This window comes from Cytobacillus gottheilii (assembly GCF_900166665.1).
GTDB classification, from domain to species: domain Bacteria; phylum Bacillota; class Bacilli; order Bacillales; family Cytobacillaceae; genus Cytobacillus; species Cytobacillus gottheilii_A.
Map to the genome: position 1 here is coordinate 774,993 of NZ_LT800494.1, position 15,520 is coordinate 790,512.

The following is a 15,520-nucleotide window of genomic DNA, read 5'->3' on the forward strand; positions in this document are numbered from 1 at the left end:
TTTTATTTATAATTATAAAATATCTTATTTTAACAAGAGTGAAATGGAGCGGAGGACACTCTACTCCTGCGGGCAATGAGACCCTGCAGGAGCTTTGCTTCGAGGAGGATCAGCTTCCTTCCCGCGGAAAGCGAGAGTCCGCAGCGCAGGTGGAACAGGCTTGTTCATATACTTAAGCCATGACATTGAATATTCATGTTTTAGAATTATTATTTTCGTCTTGTCCCAGCTGGTTTAAAATTCAGGAAGGCTTCGTTTCTCACCTCAGTGATTTCTAAACCATATTCAGCTCTGTTTGTTGACAATTAGCAAACATAATTTTATAATATCTATAAATAAACAAACAGATCCAAGAGGTGTCTATAAATGAAAGTAGAGGAATTGTTCTGGGGTGCAACCATAGAGGAATTGAAAAAAGGTTATACAGAGAAAGGGCAGCATTTTGTTTGCTTATTATGCGGCAGATCATCAGAAAGAGGAATTGTGTATGAACAGCAGGGCGTCTTTTATGAAGCGGAAAAATTTATGCAGCTTCATCTAAAAGAGGAGCACCAGTCTGTTTTTCATCACTTGATGGGATTAGATAAGAAGCTGACAGGTTTAACGGAACATCAAAACCGGCTGCTGCGCTTGTTTTATGAGGGAAAAAGTGATGGGGAAATTCGCGAGGAAATGGGGATTGGCAGTGCCTCGACGATACGAAATCATCGGTTTGTTCTGAAAGAAAAGGAGCGCCAGGCGAAGCTGTTTTTAACACTGATGGAGCTGCTGAAGGAACATGACCATGATGAGACGGCTTTTATCCCAATCCATCCGCAAGCCCGAATGATTGATGACCGATACAATGTGACAGAAGAAGAGAGTATAAAGATACTGAATAAGTATTTTCCCCAAGGAGTGGAAGGGAAACTGGCATCCTTTCCTCCAAAAGAAAAGCAAAGGCTCATTATCTTAAGAGCCGCAGCAGAAAGAATCAGCTCAGAGAAAAAGTATGATGAAAAAGAAATGAACACAGTATTAGCTGGCGTGTTTGATGATTATGTATTGCTGAGACGGTATTTAATAGAGTATGGATTTCTTGCACGTGAAAAAGACGGCAGTGCGTATTGGCTGAAAAAATAACCGAGAGGCAGGGTTAATAAATTGGAACGAAAAAAAGAATTAAAGCAATTATATAAGGAAACAAAAGTGGAAGCTGGTGTTTATAAAATTACGAATAAAGAAAATGGGCGTATCTTTATTGGAAGCACTCCTAATCTAAAAACCCTTAATGGAGTTAAATTTACACTAAATAATGGAACAAGTTTTCATAAAGCTCTGCAGGAGGATTGGAGCCGAATGGGAAGCGATTCGTTTCAAATAGAAGTTGCAGAAGTGTTAAAACAGCCTGAACAAGGCTATTTTGACAGCAAAAAGGAACTTGAAAAATTAGAACAAAAATGGCTGGATGAGCTTATGCCTTTTGGAGAAAATGGGTATAACTAAGATTGTTTAAAGTAAAAATGGGTCGGAAAACAGGGAAGGTGCTGTGTTGAGATCCGCAGATGCCACTTTTTTCTTATCTGAGAGAAGGAAAATGGTCAGATTGTTCCCGAATACAAGAAGATCCACTGAAGCCGAATATGAAAATGGGTCCTAAATTATTAACAAAATTAACTTGATTAACTGAAAAAAAACATGTAAGATTTAAAGATAAAATTTGAAGAGGTGACCATAGAAAAATGATCTGCTAATCCTGTTTTTAATAAATTTTCGTTTTTTGAAGAACTCTTTTAAATAGGATTAGTCTAAAATTGGATAGAAAATGATCATTCATGCTTAGTGTGACAGCACTATGCCTTTTTCTACGGTTCGACTGGATCCTATCCCATTATTGACGGATAGGATCTTTTATTTTTCGTATTTAATAAATTTTATCAACTATACAGTATGAAAGCGGGGTTTTACGATGTCTCCTGATCAAAGGAAGAAATTAACGATTTTAATGGTTAATATGTTTATTGCCATAGGAAGCTTTGGGATTGTCATTCCGATCCTCCCTCAATATCTAGAATCAATTAATCAGGGGGGAACTGCAGCTGGGCTCATGATTGCGATTTTCGCTGGTGCACAGCTGATCATGTCTCCTATTGCAGGGAAATGGACCGATCAATACGGCCGCAGGAAAATGATTATTTTTGGCTTATCTGGTTTAACCGCATCCATGTTTGTTTTTTATGCTGTTGACTCCATTTATCTACTGTATGTCTCCCGCGTAATTGGAGGAGTTGGTGCAGCTCTGATGATTCCAGCAATCTTTGCTTATGTTGCTGATATTACAACAATGGATCAGCGGGCAAAAGGAAATAGCCTTGTATCTGCAGCTATGTCCTTAGGGATTGTAATCGGTCCTGGTGTCGGCGGATTTTTAGCGGAGTATGGATTAAAGGTACCTTTCCTTGTTTCTGCCCTTGTCTCTCTTGTTGCTGTTGTTTTCTCTGTTATTGTATTAAAAGAAAGTATGTCTGAGCAGGCCGCAGCAGCTGCACAAAATGTACAGGAAGAATCAATGGCCAGTAAAATGGTTCGCTCTGTAAAAATGCCTTATTTTGTCCCGCTTATTATTACGCTTGTGATGAGCTTCGGCTTAATGGCTTATGAATCCGTATTGGGACTTTTTGTAGATAATCAATTTGGTGCCTCACCTCAGGATATTGCTCTTATGATTACAGCCACTGGTATTATTAGTGTGGTTGTTCAATTGTTTATTGTTGATCGTCTTGTTTCAAAAATTGGAGAAGGTAAAGTACTAAACATCTTTTTAGGCGTTGCAGCTTTTGGTTTCTTATTAACGTTATTTGCTTCAAGCTATGCTGTTTTCTTTGCCATCACATTATTAATCTTTTTAGCTACATCGATTCTCCGCCCGGTATTAAACACGCTTATTTCAAAATTAGCGGGCAATGAACAAGGTTTTGCGATGGGCATGAATAACTCTTATATGAGTATCGGAAATATTTTAGGGCCAACGATTGCCGGAATGCTTTATGATGTGAATATTATTTATCCATTTATTCTAGGACTTGTATTCCTTTCTGTTACAATGACGGTGACCATGATCTGGCAGAAGAAACTGAAACAAAAAAATGCTGCAGTTAAGCTTCAGCAGTCATAAATTAGGCTAATGTCACCTTGCTTTATATTCCAGTGAATGATATGATGTTGCTAACTTAAATGAACGGAGGCTTCCACTAATGCAATCAATCAGACTACGTTTTCCCACTTTGAACCAGTAACTGAATATGGTCAAAACTCTGCGCCTTGCAGGGTGAAAACGGGATTAGTCTGCCTTCATTAGAGGAAGTTACATTTGCATATAACGGCAAAGAAGAGGGGATGAATTCGTTCTCTCTTTTTTGCTGTCTTTTTTTATACCTTCAGAAAGTCTAAATGAGCGCAAAGGAAAATTCTATTCAGCTCCGACTTCAAATGAAAGTATAAATGCAGTTAAGCCTCTGGCATCACCTTTTTAGGCGTGCCAGTCGGCAATTTTAATTTATCTCTATTTCCTTTATTTTAAAAAGACTACTCCCGATTACGCTGTGCAGGCAGGAAGTTTACAATTAAAGGGAGGCATCATTTTATGAAGACAAAAGTCATATTAGCTGGAGTAAATGTAAGCAACAATCAGCAGGAAGACTTCAAAAGTTCGATGGAGGAGCTTGCCAATTTAGCTGAAGCATGCGATTTAGAGGTGGCTGGTGCTCTTACGCAAAATGTAAAGCATATTCATAAAGGCTACTATATGGGACCTGGCAAGGTGGAGGAGCTGCGAATGCTGATTGAACACGAGGATTCCGAGCTTGTCGTGTTTGATGATGAGCTCTCACCATCGCAGATCCGCAATCTTGAAGAAGAGCTAAAGTGCGAAGTAATCGACAGAACGACACTTATTTTAAATATTTTTGCAAGCAGAGCGAAAACAAGAGAGGCACAGCTGCAGGTTGAAATGGCTCGGCTTAAATATTTGCTTCCCAGGCTGATTGGCACTCGTGAAGATTTAGGTCGTCAAGGCGGCGGCTCCGGATTAAAAAATAGAGGTGCGGGTGAAACCAAGCTAGAATTAGATCGCCGAAAAATTGAAGAAAAGATCAGCAAGTTATCCACAGAACTGGAACAATTAACGCTGCAAAGAAAAACGCAAAGAAAACAGCGGAATAAAAAAGACGTGCCTGTTGCGGCTCTTGTTGGCTACACAAATGCAGGCAAATCTACGCTGATGAATGCAATGCTTGAAAAATATGGCGACAAAGATGAAAAGCTTGTGTTTGAAAAGGATATGCTCTTTGCCACACTGGAAACGGCTGTGCGCAGACTCGAGCTCGAGAATAATCGTGTCTTCTTATTAACAGATACAGTTGGATTTATTCACAAGCTTCCGCATCATCTCGTCAGGGCATTTCGATCAACACTGGAGGAAGTGACAGAAGCAGACCTGCTTATCCATGTTCTTGATGCATCAGATCCGAACCTTGAACAGCATAAATTGTTAACCGAAAAAGTATTGCATGAAATTGGGGTAAAGGGTATACCTATGATTTATGCCTACAATAAAGTCGACTTAACAGATATGGAATCCCCTTCTGTCAGCAATAGCAGAGTCTATCTGTCTGCTAAAAAGAGGCAGGGTCTAGAGGAATTAACGAATAAAATCAGCACAGAAATTCTAAACGATTATTCACAGCAAAAAATGCTTATCCCTTATACAGACGGCGAAATTGTATCATATTTCAACAACAATGCCGATGTAATATCAACAGAATATGATGAAAAAGGCACAATTCTGCATGTCATTTGTAAAAATAGTGATGCTGAGAAATACAGTCAATATGTGATTTAAGAATAACAGGGTGTAAGTTGTGGGTAAGTGGGCGTGTTTCTGGTTTATCCACAAGTTCCCCGTAAAGTATTATGTTGATAATGTGGATAAAACCCGAATTATCAACAGGCTCTTAGAGAATAACACTCTAGTGTATGGGGATAGTTCTGTTGATAAGTAAGGTTAATTGTGAATAAGATGTGGGTAAGTTCTGTTGATTGTGAATTTTGCCATGTGGGTAAATTTTCGGAATAAAAAAATCATTGTTGATAGAGATCCTGCTCCGCACCTTTATGGTTTAATGTTTAAAGAGGCAGGAACCCTGCCCGTCAGTCTTGAAAAAGAGTGACGAAGATAAGGGCCAACCCTAATCGATCGCAAGTTGACTAACTCAAAAAAGCTCTGCTCATGATAGCAGATTAAAAAACAAAACAGCCAAAATAACCACGAACTGCGAATCCAATATGGATCCGCGGTCCGTGGTTATTCGTTTTGGTCTGTTCGCTGTTTCCCCAAAATCCCATAAAACATCAGTTTAGTGATTTCTTCTGCGAACGGAAGAATTTTGTTAGAGATTTCTCCTTTTTTCATGCCTTCCTTCATAATGTGGATAAAGGCCAATATAGATTCATTTGAAATAGAAGGATCAATATATCCTTTTTGCCGTCCTTCTTCGAATAAGTGAATGAAGCCTTTCAATGACTTTTCGGCATATACCTTTTCGAGATAACTTACTCCAGAAGCATGCTCTTTCATTAGATATTGATAGAAATCTTCATGAATCTCATTGGCTTGTTCACTTTTATTAAAAATAATTTGATGAATCTTTTTAGGAAAGGGTGCATTGCCATAGATAATTTCATCAAAATGATCAGAAATTTGGTCTACATAAAAAATGATTACTTCTTGTATTAGATTATGTTTGCTTTCGAAATAATTATAGATCGTTACTTGAGAGACATTTGCTTTTTGTGCAATCTTAGATATTGATACCTTTTCGGTACCATATTCAATAAATAAGGCTAAAGCAGCCTCTAAGATATTTTGTTTCTTCAGTTCTTTACGGCGAGTAAACCCATCCATTTCTTTCACCTCTGTTTTAGTGTAATAAAAATTTTGAAATAAAACAAATAGAATAGTTCATAACTTGTTGTAAAATATTACAGTTTTATATATTATGAAATATATAGATATAAATATTTCAAAACTTTAACTTTGAATAGGTGAGGTGGAGAAACATGGCAGTTGTAGAAACAAGGAATCTGACAAAAAAATTTGGTTCATTTTCAGCATTATCTGGTGTAGATCTATCTGTGGATAAAGGAGAGGTTTATGGCTTTATCGGGCCAAATGGTGCAGGGAAATCCACGACCATCCGCATTTTGTTAGGTTTGTTAAAAGCCAGTTCTGGAGATGCGGCGATTTTTGGAATGGATGCATGGAGAGATGCCGTAGAAATCCACAAGCGATTAGCATATGTTCCGGGAGATGTAAACCTCTGGCCCAATCTAACAGGCGGAGAAGTAATTGACTTATTTTTAAAGCTTCGAGGAAGAGAAAAGAACAGTAAAAGAGATGAAATGATTGAAAGATTTCAATTAGATCCTACGAAGAAATGCCGGACATACTCAAAAGGAAACCGGCAAAAGGTAGCACTTGTTTCGGCCTTTTCAGCGGAAGCTGATCTATATATTCTAGATGAACCTACATCAGGACTGGATCCTCTGATGGAAAAGGTCTTTCAGGAGTGTGTTATGGATGTGAAAGAAGCTGGAGGAAGTGTCATCCTGTCCAGTCATATTTTATCGGAGGTAGAAAAACTTTGTGACCGAGTCGGAATTATTCGCGAGGGCACGATGATTGAAACGGGAACCTTAAAAGAACTTCGGCATTTAACTCGAACAAGTCTGCTGGTTGAAACGGCTGAAAAAATGGGTGAACTTGAAATGTTAAAAGGAGTGCATGGAAGTGAATGGAACGGAAACACTGTGCAGTTTCAAGCAGATTCCGAAGAGATCGGAAGCATTATGGAATATGTCAGCAGGTTTGGTGTGATCCGAATTGAAAGTGCCCCTCCGACTTTAGAGGATTTGTTTATGCGGCATTATGAAACTCAGCCTTCTCAGTCAAGGGGGAAATAAGGTGAAAAATCGACTGTTTCAGCATACAGGGCAGCTTGTTTTGTTCCTTTTAAAGCGGGACCGTTTTGTCATTCCGATTTGGATCATGGGAATTTTATTTTTCACCTATTCGGTTGCTGCTGTTTTTCCTGATTTGTATCAAACAGCAGAGGAGAGGCAAAGTATTGCAGCCACCATGAATAATCCTGCTATTATTGCAATGGTGGGGCCAGGCTATGGTCTGGATGATTATACACCTGGCGCCATGATGGCTCACCAAATGCTGCTATTTACATCTATTGCTGCTGCCATTATGTCCATTCTGCTTGTGACAAGACATTTACGTGCAGATGAGGAAGAAGGAAGACTAGAGCTAATCCGTTCATTTCAGGTAGGCAGATTAGCAAATAGTTCTGCTTCCTTTATTGTCCTCCTTCTTGTGAATATAGTGCTGGCTCTGATTATTGGGTTCGGATTAGCGGTTATGAAAATTGAGAGTATGGATTTAGAAGGCTCTGTGCTCTATGGAACTGCTATTGGTGCAGGAGGCTTCATGTTTGCTATGCTTACCGCCATTTTTAATCAGCTCACACAGAATGCAAGAAGTGCGTTGGGCCTTTCTTTTTCTGCACTTGGCATTTTTTATTTGATTCGTGCTATTGGAGATATTGATCTATCTGTTCTTTCATGGTTTTCACCTTTTGGTTATGTGACCGGAACAAAGGTTTTTGTAGAGAATGACTGGCTGCCACTTTGTGCAGCAGCCGGCATTGGACTAATCCTTGGAGCTGCCGCATTTTATCTGCAGTTCATTAGAGACCTGGGTACGGGTTTCTTACCTGCTAAAAAAGGGCGGGAAAAGGCGAATAAACTTTTACTCAGTTCCCTGGGTTTAACTTTTAGACTGCAGCGAACAGGTTTCATCTGCTGGATAGGAGGGATGTTCATTCTTGGGATATCATATGGAGCTGTTCTAGGAGATTTAGAGTCCTTTTTTCAAGATGTAGACTTGATGAAGAATATGCTGGTGCCTATTGAAGGCTATACATTGACAGAGCAATTTTTGCCGATGCTGCTATCCGTTATGGCGATGATTGGAACCATTCCGGTGTTGATGTCTATACTGAAATTGGCTGGGGAAGAAAAAAGTGGCAGGGCAGAAAGTATATACAGTTTGTCTATTTCCCGGAATCGCTATTTGTGGAGCTACATCATTTTGGCCCTTATTTCAGCATTTTTTATGCTGTCTGCTATGGCAATTGGACTTTGGTCTGCTGCAGCTGCTGTGATGGTAGAACCCTTTCAATTGAGCCAGGTTCTAAAAGGAGCATTCGCTTTTCTGCCCGCTTTATTTGTAATGACCAGCATTTCGATTTTATTAGTGGGAATCAGTTCAAAATATGGGGCTTTAATATGGATTTACTTGCTCTATTCTTTTGTTGTTGTGTATTTAGGAAACTTATTGCAGTTTCCTGACTGGATGAGCAAGCTCTCGCCTTACGGATATATTCCGAAAATCCCTGTAGAAAATATTAATTATTCAGCAGCGACCATGATGACCATAATCGCTGCATTGATTATGATTGCAGGTTCTTTCTTATATAGCAGACGTGATATTTCTGGCTAAGAAAGCTGGAAATCTAATACAACATATCAATACACCAGAAAGCCGTTATTTCAGTTCTTTTAAATACCAGGCGTCCATTGCCGAATGTTCTGATCCCAGTATTGGTTCAGATAATAGCTTAAATCCATATTTCTGATACAAACCACCCGCCGCCTTCAGTTCATGGCGCGTCTCAAGATAGCAGGAATGATAATGCTGAGATGCGTAGGCTAAGGCGGTTTTCATTAGCAGATTGGCATATCCTTTTCCTTGCACATTGTCTTTTAAATAAAGCTTTTGCAATTCGCATATTCTTTTTTCCGCATCAAAAACCCCGATTCCGATCCCTCCAACCACTTCATGATTAAGCTCTGCTACCCAGTACTGAGAATTATCTAGTGATTGATAATGTTCAAAAAGTGTCCCTAATTGCGGATCAAAGTAGGCTGTACCTTTTATGTTTAACCGAACGGACTCTAATGATTCTTTTATAATTGCTTCTATGACCTTATTATCCTTCTTTTCTAATTCCCTTATGATCATGTTGTTTTTCTCCTTAAATTTATTGTGCTCTCAAAGCCCAAGCTTTGCTGTTTCGCACACTCCCGCTAAACCTTCAGATAAAATTTAAAATAACTTTACTATAGATGTAAAGTGTAGTAAATAGAACCTTGTTTGAAAGTTTACAAAAAGTTACAAAAACTATACTATTATTTGTAAGAATAGTGAAAAAATAACGGGGGGTAAGGAATTGAATAATCTAATTCAAGCTTCTGCAACTGTAGATAAGGAGATCATTCTGCAAACCTTTAAAAATCTTCAGAATGAGATTTGCCAAAAGATAGAGTTATTGGATGGAAATGCGCTTTTTCATGAAGATCAATGGGATCGCCCAGGCGGAGGCGGCGGTAGAGCTAGAGTCATTGAAAATGGACATGTGTTTGAAAAGGGTGGCGTGAACTTTTCACATGTTTATGGAGAGCTTCCTGCGACCATGTCTGCAGGGCTTAAATTACCTAGTGGTCATGAATTTTTAGCGACGGGTGTGTCGATTATAATGCATCCTGCCAATCCCTTTGTACCGATTATTCATATGAATGTCCGTTATTTTGAAATGTCAAATGGGGATAAATGGTTTGGGGGCGGAATGGATCTAACGCCTATTTATGTTGACGAACAGCAGGCAGATTTTTTTCATCGGAGCATAAAGCGTGTATGTGATCAACATGATTCAAACTATTACCCGGCATTCAAAGAATGGGCCGACCGTTATTTTTATATAAAGCATCGACAAGAAACACGGGGAATCGGAGGAATTTTCTTTGATCGATTAAGAGTAGATGAGAACACCTCAATTGAAAAGCTTTTTGATTTTGTAAAAGATGTGGGAGACTCCTTTGTTCCCATTTACAGTCAGCTTGTAGAGGAAAATAAAAATAGAGTACATGGTGAAAGGGAAAAGGAATGGCAGTATGTGCGAAGAAGCAGATATGCGGAGTTCAATCTCCTTTACGACCGCGGAACAAAATTTGGCCTCGACACGAATGGGAGAATAGAATCAATCTTTATGAGCCTGCCACCTCAAGCGAAATGGCTCTACAATTATCAAGTACAGCCGGGCAGTATGGAGGCGTATACCTTGAGTATGCTGAAAAAGGAGATGGATTGGATCAAAGACAAGCAATTCATTAAGAATAGGTGATTCATATGAAGAAAATAGGATTCATTTTGATGCTTTCTCTTATTCTTGCAGGCTGCTCAAAGAATGTCGATGATCTTGTTGAAAAAGAAGAGTTTAGCAAGCAGTCAGCTGAAACATTTACCATTAATGAACAAAGCTTTGAGGTCATTCCTTTTTTTAACGAGTATACAAGTTTTACTAATAGTGAATATGTAGATGAACATGAAGCCATTAAACGTTTTTCTGATATAGTTGTAAAGCCATTAAGTGAAGAAATCTATGGAAATAGTTATGGCTTGTATAATGACCCGCAGCTAAGCACTCCAACAAATCTTCAAAAACTTCAAGATTCACTTATTGAACTGAGCGGGGAGTACCCGGCTATTAAGAGTATCATTGAGAGCGGTTTATCTGATGCAGCCTCCATGTTAAGAGGAGAGAACTATAAACTTTACATTGTTCCCTTTAATCCTGACAATGTATATGGTTCTCAGGCGACAGAAGGAGTCAGCGGTTTTACGGCGGGGGAAACGGGGGGGGATTGTGCTGTTTATTGACCCTTTCAACTATACCGAGGAGAGTTTAAAGGCAACGGTTGTTCATGAATACCATCACAGTGTTCTATTAGCGAGTGGTTTCTTTCAGGAGAATAAGCAGACATTATTAGACTGGGTTTTGATTGAAGGGAAAGCTGAGGCATTTGCTAAAACGCTATATCCTCAATATGAATCCTATTGGCTGGAACCTTTAAGTCCAGAAACAGGTGCAAAGGTTTGGGGATTTATTGAAAAGAAAAGTAAGACACCTTTTAGAGATGAAGATCTTGAAACACTTTATTTAGGCAGTGTTGAAGAGGGGTTTCCCGAATTATCAAACTACAGGGTGGGATATCAAATACTGGTGAAATTACTAGAGGAATTTCCTGACTTAACTATTGAAGAGTGGACGTATATGGATTCAGAAGAGATTGTGAAAAAGTCAAAAGCGGAGAGTTTGTTTGAGGGAGAATAACCTATCATGCATACAGTGTGGTGTACTTTCAAATATTCTCTTATAACCATTTAAGTTCAGATTCAAACTAGAAACAACGTAACGTAAAATACCAAATCATGTCCTTTTTGTTATAAGCAACCTATTAAAAAGATGACGTCATCTATGTTATCATAAGAACTAGTTTCCTAGGGTGAATTTAATAATTGTTATTAAAAATTGCTGCTAATAATGAATAGTATGCAATTAGAATACTATTTTAGGAAAACAGGTTTAGGAGGTATTTGATGAATTGGGCTTTATTTTATGATGTTGAAATGTGGACGCAAATAGGAATATCTGTAGGGATTTTCCTGCTGTTTTTAGTATTTAGAAAGTTATTTTCTAAATATATTTACTCGTTAATTCTTCGCTTGAGTAATAAGGCGCCAACCGATATGTTAAGGCATATTTTTGTGTCGTTTGAGAAGCCGCTGCAATGGTTGTTTATCATAATAGGAATTGAAATTGCCTCTAGATATTTTCCATTTCGGCCAGCGCCAGATGGTTTGTTTAACAGCTTTATTTCTGCCTCAGTAATCGTCCTAATTACTTGGGGATTATATAACTTAGCTTCAGCATCATCGATTTTCTTTTCCAAAGTAAAGAACCGGTTTAAATTAGAAATTGATGATATTTTAATTCCGTTTATGTCGAAAGCTATTCGAATCATAATTGTTGCGATCAGTATTACCATTATTGCACAGGAATTTGAATATGATGTAACAGGATTTATCGCTGGGCTTGGTCTCGGTGGTGTGGCAATTGCGTTTGCTGCAAAGGATGCAATCGGAAACCTGTTCGGCGGTTTTATCATTATTACCGAAAAGCCGTTTACAATTGGTGACTGGATCATGACACCAAGTGTGGAAGGAACCGTAGAGGACATTACTTTCCGCAGCACCAAGGTCCGAACATTTGCAGATGCGATTGTAACTGTTCCAAATAATACGTTGGCAAATGAATCGATTACAAACTGGAGTAAAATGGGAAAAAGGCAAGTGAGCTTTAATATTAAAATTTCTTATGAAACACCAAAAGCAAAACTATTAAAAGTTGTGCGGCAAATGGAAGAAGAGGTTAAAGGTCATAGTGAAGTGCACCCTGACTCAATCCTCGTCCGCTTCGATAAATATCAGGAAAACGGATATGAAATCTTCCTTTATTTCTTTACAAAATCAACCGCTTGGGCTGAGCATTTGCGCGTAAAAGAAGAGATTAATTTTAGATTAATTGAGATTCTTGAAAGTGAAGATGTGTCAATTGCATTGCCGAGCAGAAAGCTGTATGCAAGCGAGCCAGATGAGGAAAAGGGCAGTTTGCCGGCACCCCAGGAGTCATAAGTTAACAAAAAAGCTGCCGTCAAGGCAGCTTTTTGTTTCTGTTCGTAAACGAATTTATACAATTCATTCTTCACATTTAATCTCCAGAAAGGCTGGCTCTGTCTTCCCTTTTTCTATCGGGTATAATTGATATCCGCCTGTTTCAGAATCAAACCTTCTCAACACAGTCATATTCTTGATTTCCTTTAAAACGAGATCAACGGTAATCACTTCATTTTCCCTTTTGAGCAAATGTCCGCCAAAAACGGCGCCCTCCTGATCACACATGGTCCCGTGTATATGAGTTTCATATTGTTCATCCCTCTGGCAGACAATTCCCGTCCCATTCAAAAATTCAATGGGACCATTTCGGCTAATAAGATCACCGTAGCCAGCACCGATATTTGATTCGGGCCTTTCCACCAAGTATACGTAACCAGCTTTTTTAAAACTGCCAAAACAGCTGCTAATTGAAGCATATGTCATCTGATTTGCTCTGCAGACTTCTTCAATTCCTGTGATTAAATCTGTACCAGGCAGCAGCCGTGCCACAACCGTTTTTCCCTCAAAACCTTCAGCAAAATGTGCACGTACAGTATGAGTCATACTTTTCTCCCTTTCGCATATATTTCTAACTAGTATATATTAATTTTAAATTTTTTGAAAAAAAAGATATTGACATTCGTTTAAGGTTCATGTAGATTTTACCAATAAGGTTACCAAAAATTAAATATACTTGATTGTTCTCTTATCAAGAGTAGCTGAGGGACTGGCCCTGTGAAGCTCGGCAACCGTTCATTCAACAGAATGAATTGGTGCTAAATCCTGCAAAACACGTTTGTGTTTTGGAAGATAAGAGAGGAAGCGTATCTCTGTATGCTTATGCCTCTCTTTCTTTTGAAAGAGAGGCATTTTTATTTTAAAAAATTTCTTTAGGAGGAACGAACATGAAAAAATGGGCAATCATCTTATCATCAATTTTATTAACTGGATTTTTAGCAGGCTGTGGGAGTGACAGTGCCTCTGGAGATGAGGCAGAGCCGCTTAGTGAAGAAAAACTATTAATTGGAGTAACAGCTGGGCCGCATGAACAAATCGTTGAAAAGGTTAAAGAGGTTGCAGCAGAGGATGGGTTAGAGCTTGAATTAAAAGTATTTACAGATTATGTTCTGCCTAATACATCGCTTGCAGAAGGCGACTTGGATGTAAACAGTTATCAGCACGAACCTTTTTTAAATCAATTTAATGAGGATCATAATACAGATCTAGTAAAGGTAGGAAAAACGATTTTAAATCCAATGGCCGTGTATTCAGATCAATTTGGAAGTATTGAAGAACTGCCGAATGGAGCGAAGATTGGGTTGCCGAATGACCCGACAAACGGTTCACGTGCATTGTTTATCTTAGAAGAAGCTGGACTTATTAAATTGATTGATGAGAAGAGAGAAACAGCCTCTATTTATGACCTAGAAGAGAATCCGAAAGATTTTGAGTTTATTGAACTGGATGCAGCTCAAATTCCAAAGCAATTAAGTGAGCTGGACGCTGCTGCCATTAACACGAATTTCGCTTTAGAAGCCGGACTTAATCCAAAAGAAGATTCAATTCTCCTTGAGTCAACGAATTCTCCATATGTTAACTACATCGTTGTCCGTGCGGAAAATGAAAACGATCCTGTTCTTGAAAAGCTTAGAAATGCGTATCAGTCTGAAGAAGTGAAGAAATTTATTGAAGATGAATTCCAAGGATCTGTTATTCCGAGCTGGGATGAATAATGACTTTGATAGGTGGCGCTCACTTTATCCCTTGAAGGAAGCGAGTAACCACTAGCAGATTTAACGTTTAGAAACAGTCCAATAGCTGGGATGAATTGAAGGAGGCACAGCATGATCGTATTAGAGAATGTTTCGAAAACTTTTTCGGAAAAAAAAGGAAATATTGAAGCAGTTCGGAATGCCAATATTGAAGTGAAAACAGGAGAAATCCACGGAGTCATCGGCTATAGCGGTGCTGGAAAAAGTACATTAATTCGCTGTGTGAATCTGCTGGAAAACCCGACCTCGGGCAAGGTCATTATTGGAGGAGAGGATCTTACTTCCTTATCAGAACAGAATCTTCGCGAAAAAAGAAAGAAAATCGGCATGATTTTTCAAGGATTCAATTTATTAAAAACGGCAACAGTCTATGACAATATTGCCATCCCTTTAAGATTAATCGGCATTCAGAAGAGAGAAGTCGACAATCGCGTTAGAAAATATTTAGAGATTGTGGGTTTAGCAGATAAAGTGAATGCTTACCCAAGTCAGTTATCAGGAGGGCAAAAGCAGCGGGTGGCCATAGCCAGAGCGCTTGCCCAGGAGCCAGAGCTGCTGCTGAGTGATGAAGCAACAAGTGCTCTTGACCCGGAAACGACAGATTCCATTTTGGAACTGCTTTTAAAAATCAACAAAGAGCTTGGCATTACCATTCTGCTTATTACACATGAGATGAATGTCATTCAAAAAATATGTGATTATGTGTACGTGATGGAACAGGGCAGCATTATTGAGCAAGGAACAGCGATCGAATTGTTTTCAAAGCCCCAATATCCAACAACAAAAAAGTTTCTAAACACAATCGCACAGCGAAAGCTTTCATCCACGCTTATTCAGCAGTTAAAGCTATCAGGTAATGTGCTCCGGCTCACATTTTTAGGCGAAGCGACAGGAGAGCCGCTGCTGGCGCTGGTCAGTCAAAAGTTTAATGTAAAGCCCAATATACTAACAGCCAATATCATTGAACTGAAAAACGGAATTGTCGGGAATATCAGTATCCACTTGCTCGGTGAAAAGCAGGATATAGCAGCCGCTCTTACCTTTTTAGAAGAGCATGGGGTAAATATAGAGGAGTTGGAGGGATAACCAA

15 protein-coding genes and 1 riboswitch are annotated in these 15,520 nt (G+C 38.9%); of the genes, 12 read left to right on the top strand and 3 right to left on the bottom strand.

Annotated elements, in window-relative coordinates; translation table 11 throughout:
- Window positions 1-366: 366 nt before the first annotated feature.
- The 4 genes from B7E07_RS03755 to hflX all read left to right on the top strand — a co-directional run bounded on the left by B7E07_RS03755 (window position 367) and on the right by hflX (window position 4,879).
- Complete coding sequence (locus tag B7E07_RS03755; protein WP_080844133.1) at window positions 367-1,122, top strand: DUF2087 domain-containing protein; 756 nt, start codon at window positions 367-369, stop codon at window positions 1,120-1,122.
- A 21-nt stretch (window positions 1,123-1,143) separates the two neighbouring features.
- The gene (locus B7E07_RS03760) at window positions 1,144-1,485 is read left to right on the top strand and encodes a GIY-YIG nuclease family protein (RefSeq protein ID WP_080844134.1); all 342 of its coding nucleotides are present in this window, start codon (window positions 1,144-1,146) and stop codon (window positions 1,483-1,485) included.
- Between the two features lie 463 nt (window positions 1,486-1,948).
- Complete coding sequence (locus B7E07_RS03765) at window positions 1,949-3,154, top strand: MFS transporter (protein ID WP_080844135.1); 1,206 nt, start codon at window positions 1,949-1,951, stop codon at window positions 3,152-3,154.
- Window positions 3,155-3,622: 468 nt separating this feature from the next.
- Window positions 3,623-4,879: a GTPase HflX gene (gene hflX / locus B7E07_RS03770; RefSeq protein WP_080844136.1), complete on the top strand. Its 1,257-nt coding sequence runs from the start codon at window positions 3,623-3,625 to the stop codon at window positions 4,877-4,879.
- A gap of 462 nt (window positions 4,880-5,341) precedes the next feature.
- Here the strand turns inward: hflX and B7E07_RS03775 are convergent, their stop codons facing one another.
- A complete protein-coding gene (locus tag B7E07_RS03775) occupies window positions 5,342-5,941 on the bottom strand; it encodes a TetR/AcrR family transcriptional regulator (RefSeq protein WP_080844137.1) in 600 nt (199 codons plus the stop codon).
- 155 nt (window positions 5,942-6,096) lie between these two features.
- On the opposite strand from B7E07_RS03775, the gene B7E07_RS03780 reads away from it, so the two are divergent.
- Both B7E07_RS03780 and B7E07_RS03785 read left to right on the top strand, forming a co-directional pair.
- Window positions 6,097-6,999 (top strand): ABC transporter ATP-binding protein, encoded by a 903-nt coding sequence (locus tag B7E07_RS03780; protein ID WP_080844138.1) that lies wholly within the window; start codon window positions 6,097-6,099, stop codon window positions 6,997-6,999.
- A 1-nt stretch (window position 7,000) separates the two neighbouring features.
- Window positions 7,001-8,605, top strand: a complete 1,605-nt coding sequence (locus B7E07_RS03785) for an ABC transporter permease (protein WP_139785566.1) — start codon at window positions 7,001-7,003, stop codon at window positions 8,603-8,605.
- A gap of 45 nt (window positions 8,606-8,650) precedes the next feature.
- Here B7E07_RS03785 and B7E07_RS03790 read toward each other — a convergent pair whose 3' ends face one another.
- A complete protein-coding gene (locus B7E07_RS03790) occupies window positions 8,651-9,127 on the bottom strand; it encodes a GNAT family N-acetyltransferase (protein ID WP_080844140.1) in 477 nt (158 codons plus the stop codon).
- Between the two features lie 208 nt (window positions 9,128-9,335).
- Here B7E07_RS03790 and hemF point away from each other — a divergent pair, with 208 nt between their 5' ends.
- The 4 genes from hemF (at window position 9,336) to B7E07_RS03810 (ending at window position 12,637) form a co-directional block, all read left to right on the top strand.
- Window positions 9,336-10,286 (top strand): oxygen-dependent coproporphyrinogen oxidase, encoded by a 951-nt coding sequence (hemF, locus tag B7E07_RS03795; protein WP_257391391.1) that lies wholly within the window; start codon window positions 9,336-9,338, stop codon window positions 10,284-10,286.
- A 5-nt stretch (window positions 10,287-10,291) separates the two neighbouring features.
- Window positions 10,292-10,822, top strand: coding sequence for a hypothetical protein (locus tag B7E07_RS03800; RefSeq protein ID WP_080844141.1), 531 nt, complete (start codon window positions 10,292-10,294; stop codon window positions 10,820-10,822).
- Window positions 10,809-11,276, top strand: coding sequence for a DUF2268 domain-containing putative Zn-dependent protease (locus B7E07_RS03805; RefSeq protein ID WP_176215108.1), 468 nt, complete (start codon window positions 10,809-10,811; stop codon window positions 11,274-11,276). The genes B7E07_RS03800 and B7E07_RS03805 overlap by 14 nt, the downstream gene beginning before the upstream one ends.
- A gap of 266 nt (window positions 11,277-11,542) precedes the next feature.
- Entirely contained in the window at window positions 11,543-12,637 is a 1,095-nt protein-coding gene (locus B7E07_RS03810) for a mechanosensitive ion channel family protein (RefSeq protein ID WP_080844143.1), read from the top strand.
- A 63-nt stretch (window positions 12,638-12,700) separates the two neighbouring features.
- Here the strand turns inward: B7E07_RS03810 and B7E07_RS03815 are convergent, their stop codons facing one another.
- Window positions 12,701-13,222 (bottom strand): PPC domain-containing DNA-binding protein, encoded by a 522-nt coding sequence (locus B7E07_RS03815; protein WP_080844144.1) that lies wholly within the window; start codon window positions 13,220-13,222, stop codon window positions 12,701-12,703.
- A gap of 139 nt (window positions 13,223-13,361) precedes the next feature.
- Window positions 13,362-13,475: riboswitch (SAM riboswitch) on the top strand.
- Between the two features lie 88 nt (window positions 13,476-13,563).
- Here B7E07_RS03815 and B7E07_RS03820 point away from each other — a divergent pair.
- Together B7E07_RS03820 and B7E07_RS03825 are read left to right on the top strand one after the other, a co-directional pair.
- Window positions 13,564-14,391, top strand: coding sequence for a MetQ/NlpA family ABC transporter substrate-binding protein (locus B7E07_RS03820; RefSeq protein WP_080844145.1), 828 nt, complete (start codon window positions 13,564-13,566; stop codon window positions 14,389-14,391).
- 111 nt (window positions 14,392-14,502) lie between these two features.
- Window positions 14,503-15,516: a methionine ABC transporter ATP-binding protein gene (locus B7E07_RS03825; protein ID WP_080844146.1), complete on the top strand. Its 1,014-nt coding sequence runs from the start codon at window positions 14,503-14,505 to the stop codon at window positions 15,514-15,516.
- Window positions 15,517-15,520 lie beyond the last annotated feature (4 nt).

What these genes read in the sequence shown, in the direction of transcription:
- B7E07_RS03790 (WP_080844140.1), bottom strand. Translation starts at nt 9,127, where the DNA reads ATGATCATAAGGGAATTAGAAAAGAAGGATAATAAGGTCATAGAAGCA.
- B7E07_RS03820 (WP_080844145.1), top strand. Translation starts at nt 13,564, where the DNA reads ATGAAAAAATGGGCAATCATCTTATCATCAATTTTATTAACTGGATTT.
- B7E07_RS03815 (WP_080844144.1), bottom strand. Translation starts at nt 13,222, where the DNA reads ATGACTCATACTGTACGTGCACATTTTGCTGAAGGTTTTGAGGGAAAA.
- B7E07_RS03780 (WP_080844138.1), top strand. Translation starts at nt 6,097, where the DNA reads ATGGCAGTTGTAGAAACAAGGAATCTGACAAAAAAATTTGGTTCATTT.
- B7E07_RS03800 (WP_080844141.1), top strand. Translation starts at nt 10,292, where the DNA reads ATGAAGAAAATAGGATTCATTTTGATGCTTTCTCTTATTCTTGCAGGC.
- B7E07_RS03755 (WP_080844133.1), top strand. Translation starts at nt 367, where the DNA reads ATGAAAGTAGAGGAATTGTTCTGGGGTGCAACCATAGAGGAATTGAAA.
- B7E07_RS03810 (WP_080844143.1), top strand. Translation starts at nt 11,543, where the DNA reads ATGAATTGGGCTTTATTTTATGATGTTGAAATGTGGACGCAAATAGGA.
- B7E07_RS03775 (WP_080844137.1), bottom strand. Translation starts at nt 5,941, where the DNA reads ATGGATGGGTTTACTCGCCGTAAAGAACTGAAGAAACAAAATATCTTA.
- B7E07_RS03825 (WP_080844146.1), top strand. Translation starts at nt 14,503, where the DNA reads ATGATCGTATTAGAGAATGTTTCGAAAACTTTTTCGGAAAAAAAAGGA.
- hflX (WP_080844136.1), top strand. Translation starts at nt 3,623, where the DNA reads ATGAAGACAAAAGTCATATTAGCTGGAGTAAATGTAAGCAACAATCAG.
- B7E07_RS03765 (WP_080844135.1), top strand. Translation starts at nt 1,949, where the DNA reads ATGTCTCCTGATCAAAGGAAGAAATTAACGATTTTAATGGTTAATATG.